Origin of the sequence: Rossellomorea oryzaecorticis, from assembly GCF_045897515.1 — a bacterium.
GTDB lineage: Bacteria > Bacillota > Bacilli > Bacillales > Bacillaceae_B > Rossellomorea > Rossellomorea enclensis.
Genome location: NZ_JBJOSA010000022.1, coordinates 13,608 through 37,172 on the forward strand (window position 1 = coordinate 13,608; position 23,565 = coordinate 37,172).

Here is a 23,565-nt window from a genome sequence, read left to right on the forward strand (position 1 = left end):
TCACTCCCCTACCCTCTGAAGACCAATAATAAGGCTGTCAGGATGCCCAGTACAACCAGAGCACCCGTATCTTTTTTATGCCAGGAGAGAAGTCTGTATTTCGTCCTTCCTTCACCGCCCTGGTATCCCCTTGCTTCCATTGCTGTTGCCAGGTCTTCGGCACGCTTGAACGCACTAACGAATAATGGGATCAAGAGTGGGATGATCGCTTTAATACGGTCTTTGACCGGCCCAGAGGAAAACTCTGCTCCCCTTGCGATCTGAGCCTTCATGATTTTATCCGTTTCTTCCATCAGTGTCGGGATGAAACGCAATGAGATTGACATCATCAGGGCAAGCTCGTGAACGGGGAACTTTACCTTCCGCAATGGATTCAATAATGTTTCAAGCCCATCTGTGATCGTGATCGGCGACGTTGTCAGCGTCAGCAGGGACGTAATCAGGATCAGGTAAAAGAATCTCAGTGAAATGAATATCCCCTGGCGCAAGCCTTCCTCATGAACCTTCAGGAAACCAAGATCGAGGACGACCGCCCCTTCTTTTGTAAAGAACACATGAAGGAAAAACGTAAACAGAATCAGCCACAGGATCGGTTTCAATCCTCCGATAATAAATCGGATGGAAAGATTAGAAAAAATAAGTGCAGTAAGCGTGAATGCCCCCAATATGGCATAGGTGGCTGCATTATCGGCTAAGAATACAACACAAATAAATCCGAAAATAAAGAGAAGCTTCGCTCTTGGATCCATGCTGTGAAGAATGGAGTTTGCCGGTACATACCGTCCGAAAATCATTTTTTCCATCATGGCCGGCCGCCTCCTTCCTGAAGGGGACGAATGGCATCTGCAAGCTCTTCAATCGTCAAACAGGTGACCCCGAGTTTTCTGCCGATGCGCTCTTCCAGCTTAAACTGGAACCTGACTACATCGGGAACATCAAGACCCATCTCAAACAGTTCCTCAGGATTTGAGAATATATCCTGAGGGGTGCCTTTCTTCTTTAAACGTCCCTTCTGCATGATGACGATCTCATTCGCATAATGAGCCGCATCTTCCATGCTGTGCGTGACCAGGATCGTGGTTAGCCCCTTCTCCTTATGAAGGTCATGGAACATATCCATGATCTCGCGCTGCCCCCTCGGATCGAGTCCTGCTGTCGGCTCGTCCAGAACGATGACATCCGGGTTCATGGCAAGAACGCCGGCAATGGCCACCCTTCTCATCTGGCCGCCTGAAAGATCGAAAGGCGACTTCTCCAGGACCTCTTCTGTGAGCCCTACTTTCACGATCAGTTCCTTCGCCCGTTCTTTCGCCACTTCTTCGGAAACACCGAAATTCATAGGTCCGTAGCAAATATCCTTCAATACAGTTTCTTCAAATAATTGATGCTCCGGGAATTGAAAGACAATCCCGACCTTCTGCCGGATCGGCTTCAGGCTTTTCGTCTTTTTATCGGGGCTGATGGCATAATCCCCTACATTCACTACACCAGAAGTCGGCTTTAGCAATGCGTTCAGATGCTGAAGCAAGGTCGACTTTCCTGAACCGGTATGGCCGATGACAGCCAGAAACTGCCCGGAAGGAATGGAAAGATTAATATCTTCAAGAGCAAGCTTTTCAAACGGGGTCTTATATGAATAACGATATTCTACTTGTTGAAATGAGATTTGCATAACTCGTTCACCAGCTCTTCTTCTGTAAAATATGTGTCAGATAATGATATCCCCGCGTTCTTGAGTGCCCCTGAAAGCTTGATCGTAAAGGGTGAATCAAGCCCCAGCTTCTTCAGTTCATCCTCAAGCAGGAAAATCTCCTGAGGCGTGCCTTCCTTAAAAACCTTGCCCCTATTCAGTACGATGATCCTGTCTGCCTTCGCTGCTTCTTCCAAGTCGTGGGTAATGGAGATGACAGTCAGATTCTCTTTTTCCTTCAGATCCCTGACCGTCTCAAGCACTTCCTTCTTTCCTTTCGGGTCAAGCATCGAGGTGGATTCATCCAAAATGATGATGTCAGGCTGCAGCGCCACCACACCTGCAATCGCCACCCTCTGCTTTTGTCCGCCGGATAAATGGTGCGGCTCTTGATCAAGAAAATCTTCCATATGGACACGCTTAAGGGCGTCACTCACGCGTTGTACCATTGCTTCATAAGGTACTCCATGGTTTTCTAACCCAAAAGCCACATCATCTTCCACTGTAGCACCGACGAATTGATTATCTGGATTCTGAAAGACCATACCCATTTTGGCTCGGATATCCCAGATCGTCTCTTCTCCGAGAGCAATCCCGTCAACCGATACATCACCCTTTTCAGGAAAATGAAGGCCGTTCAGCATCTTTGCAAGTGTGGACTTACCCGACCCATTATGGCCGACGATTGCAAGCCACTCCCCCTGCTCCACATGAAGGCTGATTCCCTCAAGAGCATAAGCTTCCTGATCGGGATAACGGAAATACACATCCTTAACGTTAATCATCTCTCGCACAATACATACCTCCTCTATGCTCATCAATTCTCAACTATAAATTCACTCTGCTCTGCTTTTTATCATTTTGTAAGAACAGGTTTATTTTATTTTCGAACATACTATCTTTATTAAACTGTTTCCAGCTATTGATTGGAGTGGAAGGCGAAGACTCCTGCGGGAAAAGCGAGACAGATGAGACCACGGAGGCGAAGCCGAGGAGGCTCACCGGCCGCCCTCGGAAAGCGAAGCCTTCCACGGAAATCAATAGCGGTATTAAGAACTGGTATATAATCCACTAAATAAATAATAGCAAAAATCCATATAAATAAAAAAAAGCCTGCACCCCGACCAAAGAAAAGAAACCTTTTCTTGTTCATCCACTGAACAGCTTCTATCGATATAGAAGTCGGAAGGGGCGCACGAGCTAGACGAGTCAGCAGTGCTGCTCATCGTAACGCTCTGCTTTTCATCATCAATCATGCACTTATACAAAAAGGGCAAAGAAGCAGTTAAGGATTAACTGTCCCGCCCTTAATGTAGTAGTCACGAATTATTAAACTAATTCGATGATTGCCATTGGAGCACCGTCACCACGGCGAGGACCAACCTTCATAATGCGAGTATATCCGCCTTGACGCTCGTTGTAACGAGGAGCGATGTCAGAGAATAACTTTTGAAGAGCATCTTGGTTGTTTTCAGCGTTTGCAACTTCTTTACGAATGAATGCAGCAGCTTGACGACGTGCGTGAACATCACCACGTTTACCTAATGTGATCATTTTTTCGACAACTGAACGAAGCTCTTTCGCACGAGTTTCAGTTGTTTCAATACGCTCATTGATGATTAGGTCAGTAGCTAAATCACGTAGCATTGCTTTACGTTGAGCACTTGTACGTCCTAACTTTCTGTAAGCCATTAAGGGTTCCCTCCTTTGTTGAAACTATCTATCTAAAATGATTATCAATCGTCTTTACGCAACCCTAATCCAAGGTCTTCAAGTTTAACTTTAACTTCTTCAAGAGATTTACGTCCTAGGTTACGTACTTTCATCATATCTTCTTCAGTCTTGTTGGCAAGCTCTTGAACAGTGTTGATTCCAGCACGCTTCAGGCAGTTGTAAGAACGAACAGAAAGATCTAATTCTTCGATCGTCATCTCTAGAACTTTTTCTTTTTGATCTTCTTCTTTTTCTACCATGATTTCAGCATTCTGCGCTTCATCTGTAAGGCCGACGAAAATATTCAAGTGTTCTGTCAGAATCTTGGCACCAAGAGAAATGGCTTCTTTAGGTCCAATACTTCCATCAGTCCAAACATCAAGAGAAAGTTTGTCATAGTTAGTCATTTGACCAACACGAGTGTTTTCTACTTGATAGTTAACGCGTGAAACTGGAGTGTAAATAGAATCGATTGGGATCACACCGATAGGAAGATCCTCACGTTTGTTTTGGTCAGCAGGTCTGTATCCACGTCCGCGTGATGCGCTTAAACGCACACGGAAGTGACCACTTTTAGATAATGTGGCGATGTGTAAATCAGGATTTAGCACTTCCACATCACTATCATGAGTAATATCAGCAGCTGTAACGACTCCTTCACCCTGCACATCAATTTCAAGCGTCTTCTCTTCATCAGAGTAAATCTTTAACGCTAGCTTTTTGATATTCAAAATGATGGATGTGACATCCTCTACGACGCCTTCAATTGTTGAAAACTCATGCAGTACTCCATCTATTTGAATAGATGTGACAGCGGCACCTGGGAGTGACGATAATAGGATACGACGTAAGGAGTTACCCAAAGTTGTACCATATCCACGCTCAAGTGGTTCTACGACGAACTTTCCATATGTGGCATCATCGCTGATCTCAACCGTTTCAATTTTTGGTTTTTCAATTTCGATCATTAATATTTACCCTCCTTCAAAACGTCGAAACTCCGGGCTAAATAAATGAAGTCCGAAATTCCCCATGTTTACGTTCCCTATTGTGCACCAACAACTGGTTACATTTTTCTGAACGAACGTATTTTGTATCATATCCCATTATAGACAACGATACAAAATTTATACAGAAAAATTAAACGCGGCGACGTTTTGGCGGACGGCATCCGTTATGAGGAACTGGAGTAACGTCTCTGATTGCAGTAACCTCAAGACCGGCAGCTTGAAGAGCACGGATGGCAGCTTCACGTCCAGCTCCAGGTCCTTTAACTGTTACTTCAAGAGTTTTCAAACCGTGTTCCTGGGAAGCTTTTGCAGCAGTTTCAGCAGCCATTTGTGCTGCGAAAGGAGTAGATTTACGAGAACCTCTGAATCCTAGTGAACCTGCACTTGACCATGCAACAGCGTTTCCGTGAACATCAGTGATAGTTACGATTGTGTTATTAAATGTAGAACGAATGTGTGCAATACCAGCTTCGATATTCTTTTTCACACGACGTTTACGAGTGTTAGTTTTACGTGCCATGTTAAGAAGTAACCTCCTTTACCTATTATTTTTTCTTGTTTGCTACAGTCTTACGAGGACCTTTACGTGTACGAGCGTTGTTCTTCGTATGTTGTCCACGAACAGGTAGTCCACGACGGTGACGAAGACCGCGGTATGAACCGATTTCCATAAGACGTTTGATGTTTAGAGAGATCTCACGACGAAGATCACCTTCAACCTTTAATTTATCAACGATATCACGAATCTTTCCTAGTTCGTCTTCAGTTAGATCACGAACGCGAGTATCTGCAGAGACACCAGCTTCTGAAAGAATTTGTTGTGCAGTATTTTTACCAATACCGTAGATGTATGTTAATGAAATGACAACACGTTTGTCACGTGGAATGTCTACACCAGCAATACGTGCCATAGTGATAGCGCACCTCCTTTAAGTTTAGCCTTGTTTTTGTTTGTGTTTAGGGTTTTCACAGATAACCATGACTTTACCTTTTCTGCGGATGACTTTACACTTTTCGCAGATCGGCTTAACAGATGGTCTAACTTTCATCTTATTCTAACCTCCTTAATAGTACGGAGTGCAATGAATTATTTATAACGATAAGTGATTCTACCACGAGTTAAGTCATACGGTGATAATTCAACTGTCACCTTGTCACCAGGTAAGATACGGATGAAATGCATACGAATCTTTCCTGAAACATGGGCCAGAACTGTATGACCATTTTCTAATTCTACCTTAAACATCGCGTTAGGCAAAGTCTCGGCGACCGTACCTTCCACTTCAATTACATCATCCTTAGCCATCGAACATGTCTCCCTTCTTCTCATCAATTAATACTTCATTCACAAACTTTGTAACAGCATAGCGCAGTTTACCGTTCGTTACTTTTCCTGTTTCGATAATACTGTTTTGAACTTCTGGAGAAACATAGTCAAACAGTTGAAGATGTCCGATATTCTTTCGCTTGGCGCGGTCGAATTTCCTTCTATCTCCGTCTGCTATGAGTACAAAACGTTCATCCAATTGCTGAACAACGACCGAATACGTTCCAGCTTCCCTGCCCTTGAGCGGCAGGACGATCTGGCCTATACTCGGAACCGTCGAATCTGACTCGATCAATCCAATCACCTTCACTTAGGCTTTCGTCAATATCTCATAGCCGTCTTCAGTAATTGCAATGGTGTGTTCAAAGTGCGCACACATTTTATCATCAACTGTCACGACTGTCCAGTTATCCGATAACGTTCTAACATATCGACTTCCTGCATTAACCATTGGTTCAATCGCCAGTACCATGCCAGGCTTCAAGCGAGGACCTTTGTTAGGCGGTCCATAATGAGGAATCTGAGGGTCCTCATGTAAGTCTTGACCAACTCCGTGTCCCACATACTCTCGAACGATAGAAAAGCCATTTGCCTCAACAAAAGTTTGAATACTATGAGAGATATTCGACAGACGTTCGCCTGGTTTAGCTTCCTTAAGCCCCAGATATAAAGATTCCTCTGTTACATCCAGAAGCTTGCGGGTTTCATCATCAATCTTCCCAACTGGATAGGTCCAGGCGGAGTCACCGTGATAGCCGTTATATTTCGCACCGATATCGATACTGATTATATCGCCATCTTTCAGCACCCGATCTCCCGGAATTCCATGTACCAGCTCGTTGTTGACCGAAGCACAGATGCTGCCACGAAACCCATTATACCCTTTAAAAGATGGAATTGCATCATGTTTACGAATGAATTTTTCAGCAATTGCATCCAATTCTTTCGTCGATATTCCAGGAAGAATATGCTTTTGCAATTCCGCATGAGTCAGTGCCACGATTTTACCAGCGTGACGCATGATCTCAATCTCTCTCGGAGTTTTACAAATGATCATACTGAAAGGCCTCCAAGTAGTACATCAATGTCAGCAAACACTTTATCGATGTCTTGTTGACCGTCAATGTTTTTGAGATAGCCTTTATCTTCGTAGTATGCCAAAAGCGGCTGGGTTTGTTTGATGTTTACATCCAGGCGGTTTTGAACTGTTTCTTCGTTATCATCAGCACGCTGATACAGTTCTCCTCCACAGCGGTCGCAAACGCCCTCTTCTTTTGGCGGATTAAAGACAAGATGATAAGTAGCGCCGCACTCTTTACAGATTCTGCGACCTGTCAAGCGCTCCATCAGGATGTCCTTATCTACATCTATATTAATGACATAATTCATTTTTTTACCAAGATCAGCGAGAATGTTTTCAAGTGCTTCTGCCTGGGCTACCGTTCTCGGGAACCCGTCAAGCAAGAAGCCCTTTTCACAGTCCTCTTTGCTTAATCGTTCACGGACGATTCCGATTGTCACTTCATCAGGGACAAGATCGCCGTTATCCATGAATGATTTAGCCTTCAAGCCAAGCTCAGTGCCATCTTTGATAGCAGCACGGAACATGTCACCAGTCGAAATATGAGGGATACCATATTTTTCAACGATTTTCTCAGCTTGAGTGCCTTTTCCTGCGCCTGGTAAGCCCATAAGAACAATATTCACTCGAACTCCCCCTCAATGTCTATAAAATGGCTTCAGGAACTGGACGTTCCCGAAAACCCTCTTATTTAATGAATCCTTTGTAGTGACGTTTCACTAGCTGTGCTTCCAATTGCTTCATTGTCTCAAGTGCCACACCGACTACGATGAGCAGGCTTGTTCCGCCAATTTGTGCCGCAGGCGGCAGACCGGCGAAGTTAATGAAAAGCATTGGGAGAATTGAGATCACAGATAAGAATATAGCCCCTACAAATGTTAGGCGGTACAGAACGCGAGTGAGATACTCCTGAGTGGTTTTACCCGGTCGGATACCAGGGATATATCCACCCTGCTTCTTCAAGTTCTCCGCCATTTGTTCCGGATTTACTTGAATGAAAGCATAGAAGTAAGTAAACGCGACGATCAATGCAACATAGATGATCATACCGACCGGCTTCGTGTAATCAAAGATGTACTGGATCGTACTTGTCACATCATTATCTCCAAAGAATGTCGAGATGGTCTGAGGTGTAATGATAAAGGAAATCGCGAAGATTACCGGAATAACACCTGCAGCATTGACTTTCAAAGGAAGATGCGTTGATTGTCCGCCAACCGGACTGCGCCCCACTAAACGTTTTGCATATTGAATCGGGATTTTACGAAGTGCTTGTTGAATGAACACTGTACCAACCACGATTGCAATAACTGCCAAAAGTATAAGTGCAAGAACCACAATGCGAAGGAAAAGCTGCTCGCCTGCACCTTCGATTTGTTGAGCATAAATTTGGTTTACAGTGTTAGGGATCGCAGCTACGATACCTGCAAAGATCAGGATCGAGATACCATTTCCAACACCCTTAGCCGTGATTTGTTCACCCAGCCACATAAGAAAAGCCGTACCGGCTGTCAATACCAAAGCGATTAACAGGTACGTGCTTACTCCAGGGCTTTGGATAAGCATTCCACCATAAATTCGGTTAAAGCCGTAGGACATACCCAGAGCTTGGATGAAACCGAGAATGATTGTGAAATAACGAGTGAACTGAGCTAATTTACGGCGGCCTACTTCACCTTGCTTCGACCATTCAGTGAACTTAGGGACAACGTCCATTTGAAGCAGCTGAACAATGATCGAAGCCGTGATGTAAGGCATGATTCCCATCGCGAAGATGGAGAAGTTCTGCAGCGCACCACCGCCAAAAGTATTCAGGAATCCGAGAATTCCTGCCTGGTCTTGCATCTTCAGTACATTTGCGTCTACGTTTGGCACCGGAATGAAGGTACCAAGACGGAAGACGACTAACATTAAAAGGGTGAAGATAATTTTATTTCTTATATCACCCACGCGCATAAAATTGGAGATAGTTTGGAACATTAGATCACCTCAGATGTACCGCCAGCAGCTTCGATAGCTTCTTTAGCAGTGGTTGAGAATTTGTGTGCTTTTACTGTAAGCTTTTTCTCGATTGAACCTTTACCAAGAATCTTGATTCCTGCTTTTTCGTTACTTACTAGACCAGTTTCAACTAGTAGAGTAGGAGTAACTTCTGTACCATCTTCGAAGCGATTCAATGCGTCAAGATTGACGATTGCATATTCTTTACGGTTGATGTTGGTGAAACCGCGTTTAGGTAAACGTTGGAATAAAGGAGTTTGACCACCCTCGAATCCTGGGCGAGTTCCTCCGCCTGAACGAGCGTTTTGTCCTTTATGACCTTTACCGGCAGTTTTACCATTACCAGAACCAATTCCACGTCCTACGCGATTGCGGACTTTACGTGAACCTTCTGCAGGTTGTAACTCATGTAATTTCATGTCGGCACCTCCTTGTTATCGAAAGAAATCGATTATTTTTCTGTTACCGTTACAAGGTGAGCAACCTTGTTAATCATTCCGCGGATAGCAGCGTTGTCTTGTTGCTCAACTGTTTGATGCATTTTACGAAGTCCTAAGGCTTCAACAGTCTTACGTTGGTCTTGTGGACGTCCGATTACACTGCGAGTGAGGGTAATTTCTAGTTTGTTAGCCATCGTTATCCCTCCCTTATCCTAGTAGTTCTTCTACTGATTTACCACGTAACTTAGCTACGTCTTCAGCACGCTTTAATTGTTTTAAACCTTCGATTGTTGCACGAACCATGTTGATCGGAGTGTTGGATCCTAGTGATTTAGAAAGGATATCTTGTACCCCTGCTAATTCTAGTACCGCACGAACAGGTCCACCAGCAATAATTCCTGTACCCGCAGAAGCAGGCTTGATAAGAATTTGACCAGCACCAAATCGTCCAGTTACTACGTGAGGAGTTGTACCTCCTACCATAGGAACTTCAACAAGATTCTTTTTCGCATCTTCAATTGCTTTGCGGATTGCCTCAGGTACTTCTTGAGCTTTACCCGTTCCGAAACCAACGTGACCGTTTTTGTCGCCTACTACTACAAGAGCAGCGAAACGGAAACGACGTCCACCTTTAACAACTTTCGCAACACGATTGACTGTAACTACGCGTTCTTCAAATTCTAGTTTGCTTGGATCAATATTACGCATCTGGATTGTCCCTCCTTTTTATTAAAATTCTAAGCCGTTTTCACGAGCTGATTCAGCTAGAGCTTTGATACGGCCATGATATAGATATCCACCACGGTCAAATACTACAGATTTTACACCTTTATCTGCCGCACGCTTCGCAACTAGTTCTCCAACTTTAGCAGCTGCATCAACAGTCGCTGTGGATTCTAATCCGAAATCTTTATCTTTAGAAGATGCACTTGCAAGAGTAACACCGTTCATATCATCGATAATTTGAGCATAGATGTTTTTGTTAGAACGGAAAACGTTCAGACGAGGACGAGTTTCAGTTCCAGTAATTTTTGAACGTACACGGGCATGTCTTTTCTTACGTGTTTTGTTCTTATCTGGCTTAGTAATCACCTACGGTCACTCCTTTCTTTTGCCTACGCGGCATTATTTACCTGTTTTACCTTCTTTACGACGAACATATTCACCTTCGTAGCGAATACCTTTTCCTTTGTAAGGCTCAGGAGAGCGTACTGCACGAATGTTAGCTGCTAATGCACCAACACGTTCTTTGTCGATCCCTTTGATAGAGATCTTTGTATTTGCTGGTACTTCGATTTCGATACCTGCTTCAGGCTCGATTTCAACCGGGTGAGAGTACCCAACGTTAAGCACAAGCTTAGTACCTTGTTTCTGAGCACGGTAACCTACACCGACAAGCTCAAGATTTCTTTCGAATCCTTTAGATACACCTTCAACCATGTTCGCGATCAAGGCACGAGTTGTACCGTGTAACGCGCGGTGTTCTTTTGCATCAGAAGGACGCGTAACTGTTACTGTGTTACCTTCTAATTCAACTTTAATATCAGAACTGAATGTACGAGAAAGTTCACCTTTTGGTCCTTTTACAGTTACTAGGTTGTCTTCACCTACTGTAAGAGTAACGTCAGATGGCATTTCGATAGGCTGTTTTCCTACACGTGACATCCTGTTGCACCTCCATTCATTTAAAAACTATTACCAAACGTAAGCTAATACTTCTCCGCCCACTTGTTGTGCACGAGCTTCTTTATCAGTTAAAACACCTTGAGAAGTGGAAACAAGTGCGATACCTAATCCGTTTAATACTTTAGGTACTTCTGTAGATTTTGCATATACACGTAAACCTGGTTTAGAGATACGCTTTAATCCAGTGATTACGCGCTCGTTGTTTGCTCCATATTTTAAGAAAATGCGGATAACACCTTGTTTGTTATCTTCAACATATTCTACGTCACGTACGAAACCTTCACGCTTGAGGATTTCGGCGATTTCTTTCTTGATGTTAGAAGCAGGAACTTCCAGTCTTTCGTGACGAACCATGTTCGCATTACGGATGCGAGTAAGCAAATCTGCAATTGGATCTGTCATTGTCATAATAATTTACCTCCTTCCCAATATAGGGTATTACCAACTAGCTTTCTTAACGCCAGGAATCTGACCCTTGTATGCAAGTTCACGGAAACAAATACGGCAAAGCTTGAATTTACGGATTACTGAATGAGGACGTCCGCAACGTTCGCAACGAGTGTACGCTTGAACATTATGCTTTGGCGTGCGTTTTTGTTTCGCAATCATTGATTTTTTAGCCACATTTTCGCCTCCCTTATATAGCGATTACTTTTGGAATGGCATTCCGATTTGAGTCAATAGCTCACGAGCTTCTTCGTCTGTGTTAGCAGTAGTAACGATAACGATATCCATACCGCGTACTTTAGACACTTTATCATAATCAATCTCAGGGAAAATCAATTGCTCTTTCACACCAAGAGTGTAGTTACCGCGACCGTCGAATGCTTTTTTAGAAACACCGCGGAAGTCACGTACACGTGGAAGTGATACAGAGATCAATTTATCTAAGAATTGGTACATACGCTCTCCGCGTAGAGTAACTTTTGCACCGATAGGCATACCTTCACGAAGACGGAAGCCTGCGATAGATTTTTTAGCTTTTGTTACAACTGGTTTTTGACCAGTGATTTGAGTCAATTCGTCAACTGCTACATCAAGAGCCTTTGAGTTTTGAACTGCATCACCGATACCCATGTTGACAACGATCTTTTCAACTTTAGGTACTTCCATTACTGATTTGTAATTGAATTTGCTCACTAGAGCTGGGCTGATTTCACTTTGAAATTTTTCTTTTAGGCGGTTCATTCAGAATACCTCCCTTCTTAATCGTACTATTTATCTAGAACTTCACCTGATTTTTTTGCTACACGTACTTTTTTACCGTTTTCCGTTTTGTAACCTACACGAGTTGCCTCGTTAGATTTCGGATCTAGAAGCATAACGTTTGATACGTGGATAGATGCTTCCTGGCTGATGATTCCGCCTTGCGGGTTCATCTGTGAAGGCTTAGCGTGTTTTTTCACAACGTTGATTCCTTCAACAAGCACTCGGTCGTTCTTAGGGAACGCAGCAAGAACAGTTCCTGTTTTGCCTTTGTCTTTCCCAGTAATGACCACTACTTTATCGCCTTTTTTCACATGCATTTCATCGCACCTCCTTGATTGGCCAATGCTAATCTATTAAAGAACTTCTGGAGCTAAAGATACAATTTTCATAAAGTTGCTGTCACGTAATTCACGAGCAACAGGTCCGAAGATACGAGTTCCACGTGGTCCTTTATCGTCACGGATGATTACACATGCGTTCTCGTCGAACTTGATGTAAGTACCGTCTTGACGGCGCACACCAGACTTCGTACGAACGACAACCGCCTTTACTACGTCACCTTTTTTAACAACGCCACCTGGTGTTGCTTGTTTTACTGTACATACGATTACATCACCGATGTTAGCAGTCTTGCGTCCAGAACCACCAAGAACTTTAATCGTTAATACTTCACGAGCACCAGAGTTGTCAGCAACTTTTAAACGTGATTCTTGTTGAATCATGTAGGTTACCTCCCTTCGGAATTACAAATTATCCGAGCAAATATATTAGATAATAACTGCTTTTTCAACAACTTCTACTAAACGGAAACGTTTCGTAGCAGATAGTGGACGAGTCTCCATGATACGTACGATATCGCCTACTTTTGCTTCGTTGTTCTCATCATGAGTTTTGAACTTCTTAGAGTACTTTACGCGCTTGCCGTATAGAGAATGCTTTTTATAAGTTTCTACCATAACCGTTACTGTTTTATCCATTTTGTCGGAAACAACACGGCCAGTGTAAACCTTACGTTGGTTGCGGTCACTCATTTAAGCAAACCTCCTCTCATTTATCGATTGTTAACCCCGATCTCTCTTTCACGGATTACAGTTTTCATACGAGCGATCCCTTTGCGGACTTCACGGATGCGGGCTGTGTTTTCAAGTTGGCCAGTCGCAAGTTGGAAGCGAAGGTTAAATAACTCTTCTTTCAGAGTTTTTACTTTTTGTTCAATTTCGGCAGTGGTTAGGTCACGAATTTCATTAGTTTTCATTTGATTCACCACCAATTTCTTCTCGTTTTACAAACTTGCATTTAACAGGAAGTTTGTGTGCTGCAAGACGAAGAGCTTCACGAGCAACCTCTTCAGAAACACCAGCTACTTCAAACATGATTTTTCCAGGCTTAACTACTGCTACCCAACCTTCTGGAGCCCCTTTACCAGAACCCATACGTACTTCTAGAGGTTTAGCAGTGTAAGGTTTATGAGGGAAGATTTTAATCCATACTTTACCGCCACGTTTCATGTAACGAGTCATAGCGATACGAGCTGATTCGATTTGACGGTTTGTGATCCAAGAAGCTTCAGTAGCTTGAAGACCGTATTCACCGAACGCAACTTCCTGACCGCCTTTAGCACGACCACGCATTTTACCACGGTGTTCGCGACGATGTTTAACGCGTTTAGGTAATAACATAATTATTTGCCTCCTTCCTCAGATTTCTTTCTTGTAGGAAGAACTTCTCCACGGTAGATCCATACTTTAACACCAAGCTTACCGTAAGTTGTGTCAGCTTCTGCGTGAGCATAATCAATGTCAGCGCGAAGAGTATGAAGTGGAACAGTACCTTCACTGTAATGTTCAGCACGAGCGATGTCAGCTCCGCCAAGACGACCAGATACTTGTGTTTTGATTCCTTTTGCACCAGCACGCATCGCACGTTGGATGGCTTGCTTTTGAGCACGACGGAATGAAACACGGTTTTCCAGTTGGCGAGCAATGTTTTCTGCTACTAATTTAGCATCAACGTCAGCTCTCTTGATTTCAACGATATTGATGTGTACACGTTTTGAAGTAAGTTCGTTAAGTGCTTTACGAAGAGCTTCAACTTCAGTACCACCTTTACCGATAACCATACCAGGTTTTGCTGTATGAACAGTAATGTTGATACGGTTTGCAGCGCGTTCGATTTCTACTTTAGAAACAGATGCGTCTACTAAACGTTTTGCAATATATTCACGTACTTTTAAGTCTTCGTGTAAAAGTGTAGCGTAATCTTTGTCTGCGTACCATTTAGACTCCCAATCACGAATTATACCGACACGAAGTCCGACCGGATGTACTTTTTGACCCACGGATTATCCCTCCTTCTTTTCTGATACTACAAGTGTAATGTGACTTGTACGTTTGTTGATTTGACTTGCACGACCCATCGCACGTGGACGGAAACGTTTAAGTGTTGGTCCTTCATTTACATAAGCCTCAGTTACGATCAGGCTGTTAATATCCATGTCATAGTTATGCTCTGCGTTTGCGATAGCAGATTTAAGTACTTTTTCAACGACTGGTGAAGCTGCCTTAGGCGTGTGCTTAAGAATCGCAACTGCTTCTCCAACTTGCTTACCTCGGATTAGATCGATGACTAAACGTACTTTACGAGGAGCAATACGTACTGTTCTAGCAACAGCTTTTGCTTGCATTAGGATACCCTCCTCTCAATTAGCGTCTTGTTTTCTTATCATCACTGCCATGACCTTTGTAAGTACGAGATGGTGCAAATTCACCAAGCTTGTGTCCTACCATGTCTTCAGTGACGTATACAGGTACATGTTTACGACCATCGTAAACTGCGATAGTGTGACCGATGAATGCTGGGAAGATCGTTGAACGGCGAGACCAAGTCTTAACAACTTGTTTGCCTTCAGTTTCGTTCAATTTTTCGATCTTTGTCATTAAATGATCATCAACAAAAGGTCCCTTTTTTAAGCTACGACCCATGTTTGAACCTCCCTTCGTGATTGTGCTACGGCTCTGTGAACGAACCGTAGTTCAATCCCGTTATTTTTTGCGACGACGCACAATAAATTTATCAGATTTGTTGTTCTTCTTACGTGTCTTGTATCCAAGAGTAGGTTTGCCCCATGGAGACATTGGTGACTTACGTCCGATTGGCGCACGTCCTTCACCACCACCGTGTGGGTGATCGTTAGGGTTCATAACAGAACCACGAACTGTTGGGCGCTTACCTAACCAGCGAGAACGTCCTGCTTTACCGATGTTGATAAGTTCGTGCTGTTCGTTTCCAACTTGACCTACTGTAGCGCGGCAAGCAGAAAGGATCATACGAGTCTCACCAGAGTTAAGGCGTACAAGAACGTATTTACCTTCTTTACCAAGTACTTGTGCAGATGTACCAGCAGAACGTACCAGCTGACCACCTTTACCTGGTTTAAGTTCGATATTGTGTACTACTGTACCAACAGGAATGTTGATAAGTGGTAACGCATTACCTGTTTTGATATCTGCTTCTGGTCCAGACATTACTTCCATACCTACTTCGATTGACTTAGGTGCAAGGATGTAACGCTTTTCTCCATCAGCGTAATTGATTAGTGCAATATTTGCAGAGCGGTTTGGATCGTATTCGACCGTAGCAACGCGTCCAGGTATACCATCTTTATCACGCTTGAAGTCGATGATACGGTATTGACGCTTATGACCGCCGCCTTGATGACGAACTGTTAACTTACCTTGGTTGTTACGGCCACCCTTTTTATGCAGGGGTGCTAAAAGTGACTTTTCCGGAGAATCCGTAGTGATTTCAGCGAAATCAGATGAAGTCATACCGCGACGACCATTAGAGGTAGGTTTGTACTTTTTAATCGCCATGTTTTTCCCTCCTCTTCTTAATTAAGTGAATTATACTTCAAAGAATTCGATTTCTTTACTATCAGCAGTAAGTTTAACGATTGCTTTACGACGCTTGTTAGTGTAACCAACGTGTTTACCCATACGCTTGAACTTACCTTTGTAGTTCATGATGTTGACTTTATCTACTTTAACGTCAAAGATTTCTTCGACAGCATCTTTAACTTGAGTTTTGTTCGCTCTAGTATCAACTTCGAACGTGTACTTTTTCTCAGACATAAGATCTGTAGAAGCTTCTGTGATTACGGGGCGCTTAATGATTTCACGTACATCCATTATGCAAGCACCTCCTCTACTTTTTCGACAGCTGTTTTAGTCATCACTAGTTTGTCGTGTCCTAATACATCTAGAACGCTGATTCCATCTGCAGGAACAACAGTCACACCAGGGATGTTACGAGCTGAAAGTGCTACGTTTTCGTCAAGACCGTCAGTTACGACTAATGTTTTAGCGTTAATTGAAAGACCTTTAAGAACGTTAGCAAATTCTTTTGTTTTTGGAGCATCAAATGATAATGCTTCTAATACTAAGATGTTCTCTTCCACTACTTTAGAAGAAAGAGCAGATTTGATCGCTAAGCGACGAACTTTCTTAGGTAATTTATAGCTGTAGCTGCGTGGAACTGGTCCAAATACAGTACCACCGCCGCGCCATTGTGGAGAACGGATTGACCCTTGACGAGCACGACCTGTTCCCTTTTGACGCCAAGGCTTGCGCCCACCGCCACGTACTTCAGAACGATTTTTTACTTTATGATTTCCTTGACGTAAAGAAGCTCTTTGCATTAATACTGCTTCGAACAGTACATGCTTGTTTGGTTCGATACCAAATACAGAATCATTAAGTTCGATATCACCAACTTTAGAACCTGTTTGGTTAAATAATGCTACTTTCGGCATTCTTGTTTCCTCCTTTCCTGAGAAGTTCTATTATTTAGCTGCTTTGACAGCTGTTTTTACTTTGATAAGTTGTTTCTTAGGTCCAGGTACATTACCTTTTACCAAGATAAGGTTGCGTTCTGCATCCACTTTTACGATTTCAAGGTTTTGAATCGTGATTTGTTCTCCACCCATGCGCCCAGGTAGTAATTTACCTTTGAATACGCGGTTCGGATCGACAGGACCCATTGAACCAGGACGACGGTGATAACGAGAACCGTGAGACATAGGTCCGCGAGATTGGTTATGACGCTTGATAGCACCTTGGAAACCTTTCCCTTTTGAAACTCCTGTTACATCTACTACATCGCCTGCAGCGAAAATATCAACTTTGACTTCTTGACCAACTTCGTACTCTTCTACGTTTACACCGCGGATTTCACGGATGAAGCGCTTAGGAGCAGTTTCAGCTTTAGCAACGTGGCCTTTCGACGGTTTGTTAGAAAGCTTGTCGCGTTTGTCTTCGAAACCTACTTGGATCGCTTCATAGCCATCAACTTCAGTAGTTTTCTTTTGAAGAACAACGTTTTGAGCAGCTTCGATAACTGTTACCGGGATAAGATCACCGTTTTCAGCAAAAACTTGAGTCATACCAATCTTTCTTCCTAAGATTCCTTTGGTCATAAGTCACACCTCCTGTTAATGTTGTTTTTATAAAATTAAAGTTTGATTTCGATATCTACACCAGATGGTAAGTCTAAACGCATTAGCGCATCAACTGTTTGTGGTGTTGGGTTCACAATGTCGATTAAGCGTTTGTGTGTACGCATTTCGAATTGCTCACGAGAATCTTTGTATTTGTGCACAGCACGCAAGATTGTGTAAACAGATTTTTCAGTCGGTAGTGGGATCGGTCCTGAAACCGCCGCACCTGAACGTTTTGCTGTTTCAACAATTTTCTCAGCTGATTGATCAAGAATTCTGTGATCATAAGCCTTTAAACGGATACGAATCTTTTGTTTTGCCATTATTTTCCCTCCTTTTTCGCCTATTTTTGAATAGACATTCTCCATGGAAATTTCCCACACACTCGCCATGGCAAAGCGGCCGGGTGTGTCAGCAACCTTCCATTTCATCGCAGTCAAAGACCAACATTGTCTATTATAACTAAAACACCTAGAAGATGCAAGGGTTTCTTGCAGAATCTATATGTTTCGCACACTTTCTCTATTATACAAAGTGGGTAGGTGAATATCAAGGGTATGGGAAGTTTTCATAATATTTAATAATGGGTGATGGGTTTGAGGATTTGTTTTTGTATTTTGGTGGGTTACTTATATAGAAGAAAGTCGGTTTTTACGTGAATTTTTAATGCGGTTTGACTGGTGACAATGAGTAGTGGATGATTTTTTGAGTAGTTCCAGTTCAAGTTAGGTTTCATTACAATTGTTCTTAGAAGATTATAAATCGGAAAATAGGAACGTATTTTTGATATTAGGAATGTAAATCCCAGATTAGGATCATAAATCTTGAAATTGGAACGTAAAATTTTATAAAGGGTCGTACACAACTGTAAAACTTGTATTGTCATTGATCGAGAAACAAATTTCAGCAGCTTTATGTATTTTCTTTCTCTAACTTTTCATTTTAACTAATACTCCTTTCAGACCCCCTGCATATTTAGTCCACAATAAAACTTAAATATAAAAAAGCAGGCGGACAAAATGCCCGCCTGCTTTTGAAAAATCAATATTACTCAGTGATTGTAGCTACTACTCCAGCACCTACAGTACGTCCACCCTCACGGATAGAGAACTTAGTACCTTCTTCGATCGCGATTGGCGCGATTAGCTCAACAGTCATTTCGATGTTGTCGCCAGGCATAACCATTTCTACGCCTTCAGGAAGGTTACAGATACCAGTTACGTCAGTTGTACGGAAGTAGAACTGAGGACGGTAGTTAGAGAAGAATGGAGTGTGACGTCCACCTTCTTCTTTAGAAAGAACATAAACTTCTGCTTTGAACTTTGTGTGTGGAGTGATTGTACCTGGCTTAGCAAGTACTTGTCCACGTTGGATATCGTCACGGGATACACCACGAAGCAGCGCACCGATGTTGTCTCCAGCTTCAGCATAGTCAAGAAGCTTACGGAACATTTCTACACCTGTAACAGTAGTCTTTTTAGACTCTTCAGAGATACCGATGATTTCGATTTCGTCACCGACTTTAACTTGTCCACGCTCAACACGACCAGTAGCAACTGTACCACGACCAGTGATTGAGAATACGTCCTCAACTGGCATCATGAATGGCTTGTCAGTGTCACGCTCTGGAGTCGGGATGTAGCTGTCAACAGCTTCCATAAGTTCGAAGATTTTCGCTTCCCACTCAGGATCTCCTTCTAGAGCTTTAAGAGCAGAACCTTTGATCACTGGTACGTCATCTCCAGGGAAATCGTACTCAGAAAGAAGGTCACGTACTTCCATTTCTACTAGTTCAAGTAGCTCTTCGTCGTCTACCATGTCACATTTGTTCATGAATACAACTAGGTAAGGTACACCTACTTGACGAGAAAGAAGGATGTGCTCACGAGTTTGTGGCATTGGACCATCAGCAGCAGATACTACTAGGATTCCGCCGTCCATTTGCGCAGCACCAGTGATCATGTTTTTAACATAGTCAGCGTGTCCTGGGCAGTCAACGTGTGCATAGTGACGAGTGTCAGTTTCGTACTCAACGTGTGCAGTAGAGATTGTGATACCACGTTCTCTTTCTTCTGGTGCACCATCGATTTGGTCATAAGCCATTGCAGTTCCACGACCATACTTCTTGTGAAGTGTAGTTGTGATTGCAGCAGTTAAAGTAGTTTTACCATGGTCAACGTGACCGATTGTACCGATATTCGCATGTTGCTTGGAACGATCAAATTTTTCCTTACCCATTTGAAAATCCTCCTTTAATTTTAAAAGAAATAAGTATATTGTTTGGTTATTTTCAGAAGTGGATTGCTCCACCCCTGAAAATGTACTAGCTTACAATAGTAGTTATACTTTATAAAAATGAATAAATCAATTATTCACCTTTATTTTTTTTGATGATTTCTTCAGAAATCGATTTAGGTACTTCTTCGTAGTGATCGAAGTGCATGGAGTACGTTCCGCGCCCTTGTGTGTTAGAACGAAGTGACGTAGCGTAACCAAACATTTCAGATAGAGGTACGAACGCTTTAACGACTTGTGCGTTACCGCGTGCTTCCATACCTTCTACACGTCCACGACGGGAAGTGACGTCACCCATGATATCTCCGAGGTATTCCTCAGGGATAACAACCTCTACCTTCATCATTGGCTCAAGGATTACCGGCTTACATTTAGAAGCGGCATTCTTAAGTGCCATTGAAGCAGCGATCTTAAACGCCATTTCAGAGGAGTCAACATCATGGTATGATCCATCGAATAATCTTGCTTTAACATCAACAAGTGGGAAACCAGCAAGTACACCATTTTCAAGTGCATCTTCAAGGCCGGCTTGTACTGCAGGGATGTATTCACGTGGAACTACACCACCGACGATACCATTCTCGAATTCGAATCCTTTACCTTCTTCGTTAGGCGCGAATTCGATCCAAACGTGTCCGAATTGTCCACGTCCACCAGATTGACGAGCGAACTTACCTTCAACTTTAGCCGTATCACGGAAAGTCTCACGGTAAGATACTTGAGGAGCACCAACGTTTGCTTCTACTTTGAATTCACGTTTCATACGGTCAACGATGATATCTAAGTGAAGCTCACCCATACCCGCGATGATAACCTGTCCAGTTTCCTGGTCAGTGTGAGCGCGGAATGTAGGATCTTCCTCTTGAAGTTTTTGCAGTGCAGTAGTCATTTTATCTTGGTCAGCCTTGGATTTAGGCTCAACAGATAGAGAGATAACAGGCTCTGGGAAGACCATAGATTCAAGAATGACAAGATTCTTTTCATCACATAGTGTATCTCCAGTACTTGTATCTTTAAGACCAACTGCTGCTGCGATATCCCCAGCGTAAACGCTTGAGATCTCTTCACGGGAGTTAGCGTGCATTTGAAGGATACGTCCTACACGTTCACGCTTGCCTTTTGAAGAGTTTCTTACGTATGAACCTGACTCTAAGATACCAGAGTACACACGGAAGAATGTTAATTTACCAACATAAGGGTCAGTTGCAACTTTGAACGCCAAAGCAGAGAATGGAGCATCGTCTGAAGATGGACGAGTTACTTCTTCTTCTGTTTCAGGAACAAAGCCTTTGATATCTTCAACATCAGTTGGTGCTGGAAGATAATCGATAACTGAGTCAATTAGTAATTGAACCCCTTTGTTTTTGAAGGCAGATCCACATACTACCGGATAGAACTCAACAGTTAGAGTTGCTGTACGGATAGCAGCTTTAAGCTCATCATTTGTAAGCTCTTCGCCTTCTAGGTATTTCATCATTAGCTCTTCATCAAGTTCAGAAACTGCTTCAATTAACTTTCCGCGGTATTCTTCAGCTTGATCTTTGTACTCATCAGGAATTTCACGAGCTTCTGCACGAGTTCCAAGGTCATCTTCGTAGAAGTAAGCTTTCATTTCCACTAGGTCGATGATACCTTCGAAATCATCTTCAGCACCGATTGGAAGCTGAATTGGGTGTGCATTCGCTTGTAAACGCTCATGAAGAGTTTTTACAGAGTAAAGGAAGTCAGCACCGATTTTGTCCATTTTGTTTACGAACACAACACGGGGAACCCCGTAAGTTGTTGCTTGGCGCCAAACTGTTTCAGTTTGAGGCTCAACACCAGATTGAGCATCAAGAACTGCTACTGCACCATCAAGTACACGAAGTGAACGTTCAACTTCAACAGTGAAGTCTACGTGTCCAGGTGTATCGATGATGTTGATACGATGGCCTTTCCATTGAGCTGTTGTCGCAGCAGATGTGATCGTGATTCCACGTTCTTGCTCCTGCTCCATCCAGTCCATTTGAGAAGCACCTTCGTGAGTTTCTCCAATTTTATGGATACGACCAGTGTAAAATAGGATACGCTCAGTTGCAGTTGTTTTACCGGCATCGATGTGTGCCATGATACCGATATTACGAGTGTTTTCTAAGGAGAACTCTCTTGGCATGTGGTCTTTCTCCTTCCTTATATGGGTGTGATTTGATTGAAATTAAAGATTACCAGCGATAGTGAGCAAACGCTTTGTTCGCTTCAGCCATCTTGTGTGTATCTTCACGCTTCTTAACAGAAGCACCAGTGTTGTTAGCTGCATCAAGGATTTCGTTAGCTAAACGCTCTTCCATTGTCTTCTCACCGCGAAGACGGGAATAGTTTACTAACCAACGAAGACCTAGTGTAGTACGGCGCTCAGGGCGGACCTCAACTGGTACTTGGTAGTTTGAACCACCAACACGACGAGCTTTTACTTCCAATACCGGCATGATATTTTTCAAAGCTGCATCGAATACTTCCATTGCATCTTTCCCAGAACGCTCGCTGATGATATCAAACGCAGAGTATAATTTCTTTTGAGCTTTACCTCTTTTACCGTCAATCATGATTTTGTTGATTAAACGGGTAACTAATTTAGAATTGTACATAGGATCAGGTAAAACGTCTCTTTTTGCTACAGGACCTTTACGTGGCATGTGATTTCCTCCTTTCAACGAGAAATGAATTTATGATTTGTCGATTATTTTTTAGCTGCTTTAGGGCGCTTAGTTCCGTATTTAGAACGTCCTTGCATACGGCCTTCAACTCCAGCTGTATCAAGCGCACCACGTACGATATGATAACGTACCCCCGGTAAATCCTTTACACGTCCTCCACGGATAAGCACGACACTGTGCTCTTGAAGGTTGTGTCCGATACCAGGAATGTAAGCAGTAACCTCGATTCCATTAGTCAAACGAACACGTGCATATTTACGAAGCGCGGAGTTCGGTTTCTTTGGAGTCATAGTACCTACACGAGTACAAACACCACGTTTTTGTGGAGAAGACAAGTTAGTGTGCACTTTCTTAAAGCTGTTGTAACCTTTGTTAAGTGCTGGTGACTTAGACTTTGTAGATTTTGACTGACGAGGCTTGCGAACTAATTGGTTAATAGTTGGCATTATGTTTTCCTCCCTTCTTACTTGGTAAGCCCACACATCCAGGTGGATCATTTTTGGGTAAAAGTAAAGTTTTTGCAGAGTCGTCTACAAAAACTATTTTACTGTATAATCGCAACAGCTGCTGCTCCAACATCTATTCCGCACGATTTCCCAAGCTTCTTCATAGAATCCACTTTGTTAACCGGTACTTCAAGATCTTCAGCGGCCTGCACTACTTTCGCTATCACCCTCGGATCAGCATCTTCCGCGACGACAACTTCCAGTACATGACCATTCTTCAGAGCTTTCACTGCTTGCTTTGTCCCTACAATAATTTCTTGCGCCTGTGATACTTTTTCATAAGACATTTCATATCCTCCAAAGTAGCAGGTTATTAATAGGAGCAACCTTGAATATATTATCATCTTAAATTTTCAATGTCAACATCGAAATAAAAGATTTATAAAAGCTAACTCTCAGAAAGATGAAATATCCCCTGAG

Annotated in this window: 39 protein-coding genes; all 39 read right to left on the minus strand. The window is 42.9% G+C overall.

Annotated elements, in window-relative coordinates; translation table 11 throughout:
- Window positions 1-8: 8 nt before the first annotated feature.
- Window positions 9-806 (minus strand): energy-coupling factor transporter transmembrane component T family protein, encoded by a 798-nt coding sequence (locus tag ACKA06_RS18350; protein ID WP_032085298.1) that lies wholly within the window; start codon window positions 804-806, stop codon window positions 9-11.
- Window positions 803-1,672: an energy-coupling factor ABC transporter ATP-binding protein gene (locus tag ACKA06_RS18355; protein ID WP_032085297.1), complete on the minus strand. Its 870-nt coding sequence runs from the start codon at window positions 1,670-1,672 to the stop codon at window positions 803-805. Before ACKA06_RS18355 ends, ACKA06_RS18350 begins: the two co-directional genes overlap by 4 nt.
- Window positions 1,648-2,475 (minus strand): energy-coupling factor ABC transporter ATP-binding protein, encoded by an 828-nt coding sequence (locus tag ACKA06_RS18360; protein ID WP_032085313.1) that lies wholly within the window; start codon window positions 2,473-2,475, stop codon window positions 1,648-1,650. Before ACKA06_RS18360 ends, ACKA06_RS18355 begins: the two co-directional genes overlap by 25 nt.
- A 544-nt stretch (window positions 2,476-3,019) precedes the next feature.
- Complete coding sequence (gene rplQ, locus ACKA06_RS18365) at window positions 3,020-3,382, minus strand: 50S ribosomal protein L17 (protein ID WP_032085296.1); 363 nt, start codon at window positions 3,380-3,382, stop codon at window positions 3,020-3,022.
- 44 nt (window positions 3,383-3,426) lie between these two features.
- A complete protein-coding gene (locus ACKA06_RS18370) occupies window positions 3,427-4,371 on the minus strand; it encodes a DNA-directed RNA polymerase subunit alpha (protein WP_032085295.1) in 945 nt (314 codons plus the stop codon).
- Between the two features lie 172 nt (window positions 4,372-4,543).
- The gene (gene rpsK / locus ACKA06_RS18375; protein WP_032085294.1) at window positions 4,544-4,933 is read right to left on the minus strand and encodes a 30S ribosomal protein S11; all 390 of its coding nucleotides are present in this window, start codon (window positions 4,931-4,933) and stop codon (window positions 4,544-4,546) included.
- A 25-nt stretch (window positions 4,934-4,958) separates the two neighbouring features.
- Window positions 4,959-5,324, minus strand: a complete 366-nt coding sequence (gene rpsM / locus ACKA06_RS18380; protein ID WP_032085293.1) for a 30S ribosomal protein S13 — start codon at window positions 5,322-5,324, stop codon at window positions 4,959-4,961.
- Window positions 5,325-5,348: 24 nt separating this feature from the next.
- A complete protein-coding gene (gene rpmJ, locus ACKA06_RS18385; protein ID WP_003156543.1) occupies window positions 5,349-5,462 on the minus strand; it encodes a 50S ribosomal protein L36 in 114 nt (37 codons plus the stop codon).
- Between the two features lie 38 nt (window positions 5,463-5,500).
- On the minus strand, window positions 5,501-5,719 hold the full coding sequence (infA, locus tag ACKA06_RS18390; RefSeq protein WP_003217190.1) for a translation initiation factor IF-1: 219 nt from the start codon (window positions 5,717-5,719) through the stop codon (window positions 5,501-5,503).
- The gene (locus tag ACKA06_RS18395) at window positions 5,712-6,035 is read right to left on the minus strand and encodes a KOW domain-containing RNA-binding protein (protein WP_032085292.1); all 324 of its coding nucleotides are present in this window, start codon (window positions 6,033-6,035) and stop codon (window positions 5,712-5,714) included. The genes infA and ACKA06_RS18395 overlap by 8 nt, the downstream gene beginning before the upstream one ends.
- A 15-nt stretch (window positions 6,036-6,050) precedes the next feature.
- Window positions 6,051-6,797: a type I methionyl aminopeptidase gene (map, locus tag ACKA06_RS18400; RefSeq protein ID WP_032085291.1), complete on the minus strand. Its 747-nt coding sequence runs from the start codon at window positions 6,795-6,797 to the stop codon at window positions 6,051-6,053.
- Window positions 6,794-7,447 carry an adenylate kinase gene (locus ACKA06_RS18405; protein ID WP_032085290.1) on the minus strand — a complete coding sequence of 218 codons (654 nt, stop codon included), beginning with the start codon at window positions 7,445-7,447 and terminating at the stop codon, window positions 6,794-6,796. The genes map and ACKA06_RS18405 overlap by 4 nt, the downstream gene beginning before the upstream one ends.
- Before the next feature lie 61 nt (window positions 7,448-7,508).
- Window positions 7,509-8,801, minus strand: coding sequence for a preprotein translocase subunit SecY (gene secY, locus ACKA06_RS18410; protein ID WP_032085289.1), 1,293 nt, complete (start codon window positions 8,799-8,801; stop codon window positions 7,509-7,511).
- On the minus strand, window positions 8,801-9,241 hold the full coding sequence (rplO, locus tag ACKA06_RS18415; protein WP_032085288.1) for a 50S ribosomal protein L15: 441 nt from the start codon (window positions 9,239-9,241) through the stop codon (window positions 8,801-8,803). The genes secY and rplO overlap by 1 nt, the downstream gene beginning before the upstream one ends.
- A gap of 32 nt (window positions 9,242-9,273) precedes the next feature.
- The gene (gene rpmD / locus ACKA06_RS18420) at window positions 9,274-9,456 is read right to left on the minus strand and encodes a 50S ribosomal protein L30 (protein WP_032085287.1); all 183 of its coding nucleotides are present in this window, start codon (window positions 9,454-9,456) and stop codon (window positions 9,274-9,276) included.
- 13 nt (window positions 9,457-9,469) lie between these two features.
- On the minus strand, window positions 9,470-9,970 hold the full coding sequence (rpsE, locus tag ACKA06_RS18425) for a 30S ribosomal protein S5 (protein ID WP_032085286.1): 501 nt from the start codon (window positions 9,968-9,970) through the stop codon (window positions 9,470-9,472).
- Window positions 9,971-9,991: 21 nt separating this feature from the next.
- Window positions 9,992-10,354: a 50S ribosomal protein L18 gene (gene rplR / locus ACKA06_RS18430; RefSeq protein WP_032085285.1), complete on the minus strand. Its 363-nt coding sequence runs from the start codon at window positions 10,352-10,354 to the stop codon at window positions 9,992-9,994.
- Between the two features lie 33 nt (window positions 10,355-10,387).
- Window positions 10,388-10,927, minus strand: a complete 540-nt coding sequence (gene rplF / locus ACKA06_RS18435; protein ID WP_032085284.1) for a 50S ribosomal protein L6 — start codon at window positions 10,925-10,927, stop codon at window positions 10,388-10,390.
- 30 nt (window positions 10,928-10,957) lie between these two features.
- Window positions 10,958-11,356: a 30S ribosomal protein S8 gene (gene rpsH / locus ACKA06_RS18440; protein ID WP_032085283.1), complete on the minus strand. Its 399-nt coding sequence runs from the start codon at window positions 11,354-11,356 to the stop codon at window positions 10,958-10,960.
- A 30-nt stretch (window positions 11,357-11,386) separates the two neighbouring features.
- Entirely contained in the window at window positions 11,387-11,572 is a 186-nt protein-coding gene (locus tag ACKA06_RS18445; RefSeq protein ID WP_010191505.1) for a type Z 30S ribosomal protein S14, read from the minus strand.
- 24 nt (window positions 11,573-11,596) lie between these two features.
- Window positions 11,597-12,136: a 50S ribosomal protein L5 gene (gene rplE, locus ACKA06_RS18450; protein WP_032085282.1), complete on the minus strand. Its 540-nt coding sequence runs from the start codon at window positions 12,134-12,136 to the stop codon at window positions 11,597-11,599.
- Between the two features lie 26 nt (window positions 12,137-12,162).
- Window positions 12,163-12,474, minus strand: coding sequence for a 50S ribosomal protein L24 (gene rplX, locus ACKA06_RS18455; protein WP_032085281.1), 312 nt, complete (start codon window positions 12,472-12,474; stop codon window positions 12,163-12,165).
- Between the two features lie 36 nt (window positions 12,475-12,510).
- Window positions 12,511-12,879 (minus strand): 50S ribosomal protein L14, encoded by a 369-nt coding sequence (rplN, locus tag ACKA06_RS18460; protein ID WP_032085280.1) that lies wholly within the window; start codon window positions 12,877-12,879, stop codon window positions 12,511-12,513.
- Window positions 12,880-12,924: 45 nt separating this feature from the next.
- On the minus strand, window positions 12,925-13,188 hold the full coding sequence (gene rpsQ, locus ACKA06_RS18465; protein WP_032085279.1) for a 30S ribosomal protein S17: 264 nt from the start codon (window positions 13,186-13,188) through the stop codon (window positions 12,925-12,927).
- A gap of 20 nt (window positions 13,189-13,208) precedes the next feature.
- Window positions 13,209-13,412 carry a 50S ribosomal protein L29 gene (gene rpmC / locus ACKA06_RS18470; RefSeq protein WP_032085278.1) on the minus strand — a complete coding sequence of 68 codons (204 nt, stop codon included), beginning with the start codon at window positions 13,410-13,412 and terminating at the stop codon, window positions 13,209-13,211.
- The gene (gene rplP / locus ACKA06_RS18475) at window positions 13,402-13,836 is read right to left on the minus strand and encodes a 50S ribosomal protein L16 (protein ID WP_032085277.1); all 435 of its coding nucleotides are present in this window, start codon (window positions 13,834-13,836) and stop codon (window positions 13,402-13,404) included. Before rplP ends, rpmC begins: the two co-directional genes overlap by 11 nt.
- Before the next feature lie 2 nt (window positions 13,837-13,838).
- Complete coding sequence (rpsC, locus tag ACKA06_RS18480) at window positions 13,839-14,495, minus strand: 30S ribosomal protein S3 (RefSeq protein ID WP_032085276.1); 657 nt, start codon at window positions 14,493-14,495, stop codon at window positions 13,839-13,841.
- A gap of 3 nt (window positions 14,496-14,498) precedes the next feature.
- A complete protein-coding gene (rplV, locus tag ACKA06_RS18485; protein ID WP_032085275.1) occupies window positions 14,499-14,840 on the minus strand; it encodes a 50S ribosomal protein L22 in 342 nt (113 codons plus the stop codon).
- 19 nt (window positions 14,841-14,859) lie between these two features.
- Window positions 14,860-15,138 (minus strand): 30S ribosomal protein S19, encoded by a 279-nt coding sequence (gene rpsS / locus ACKA06_RS18490; protein ID WP_032085274.1) that lies wholly within the window; start codon window positions 15,136-15,138, stop codon window positions 14,860-14,862.
- Between the two features lie 60 nt (window positions 15,139-15,198).
- Entirely contained in the window at window positions 15,199-16,029 is an 831-nt protein-coding gene (gene rplB / locus ACKA06_RS18495) for a 50S ribosomal protein L2 (RefSeq protein WP_032085273.1), read from the minus strand.
- A gap of 30 nt (window positions 16,030-16,059) precedes the next feature.
- Complete coding sequence (rplW, locus tag ACKA06_RS18500; RefSeq protein ID WP_411160353.1) at window positions 16,060-16,344, minus strand: 50S ribosomal protein L23; 285 nt, start codon at window positions 16,342-16,344, stop codon at window positions 16,060-16,062.
- Window positions 16,344-16,967 (minus strand): 50S ribosomal protein L4, encoded by a 624-nt coding sequence (gene rplD, locus ACKA06_RS18505; RefSeq protein ID WP_032085271.1) that lies wholly within the window; start codon window positions 16,965-16,967, stop codon window positions 16,344-16,346. The genes rplW and rplD overlap by 1 nt, the downstream gene beginning before the upstream one ends.
- 30 nt (window positions 16,968-16,997) lie before the next feature.
- Window positions 16,998-17,630, minus strand: a complete 633-nt coding sequence (gene rplC, locus ACKA06_RS18510; protein ID WP_032085270.1) for a 50S ribosomal protein L3 — start codon at window positions 17,628-17,630, stop codon at window positions 16,998-17,000.
- Window positions 17,631-17,665: 35 nt separating this feature from the next.
- Complete coding sequence (gene rpsJ / locus ACKA06_RS18515) at window positions 17,666-17,974, minus strand: 30S ribosomal protein S10 (protein ID WP_007085291.1); 309 nt, start codon at window positions 17,972-17,974, stop codon at window positions 17,666-17,668.
- A 724-nt stretch (window positions 17,975-18,698) separates the two neighbouring features.
- The gene (tuf, locus tag ACKA06_RS18520) at window positions 18,699-19,889 is read right to left on the minus strand and encodes an elongation factor Tu (RefSeq protein WP_032085269.1); all 1,191 of its coding nucleotides are present in this window, start codon (window positions 19,887-19,889) and stop codon (window positions 18,699-18,701) included.
- Window positions 19,890-20,019: 130 nt separating this feature from the next.
- Window positions 20,020-22,098, minus strand: a complete 2,079-nt coding sequence (gene fusA, locus ACKA06_RS18525) for an elongation factor G (protein ID WP_198259121.1) — start codon at window positions 22,096-22,098, stop codon at window positions 20,020-20,022.
- A gap of 49 nt (window positions 22,099-22,147) precedes the next feature.
- Window positions 22,148-22,618, minus strand: coding sequence for a 30S ribosomal protein S7 (gene rpsG / locus ACKA06_RS18530; protein ID WP_032085267.1), 471 nt, complete (start codon window positions 22,616-22,618; stop codon window positions 22,148-22,150).
- A gap of 44 nt (window positions 22,619-22,662) precedes the next feature.
- On the minus strand, window positions 22,663-23,085 hold the full coding sequence (rpsL, locus tag ACKA06_RS18535) for a 30S ribosomal protein S12 (RefSeq protein WP_032085266.1): 423 nt from the start codon (window positions 23,083-23,085) through the stop codon (window positions 22,663-22,665).
- A gap of 98 nt (window positions 23,086-23,183) precedes the next feature.
- Window positions 23,184-23,432, minus strand: coding sequence for a 50S ribosomal protein L7ae-like protein (locus tag ACKA06_RS18540; RefSeq protein ID WP_032085265.1), 249 nt, complete (start codon window positions 23,430-23,432; stop codon window positions 23,184-23,186).
- Window positions 23,433-23,565: the final 133 nt, after the last annotated feature.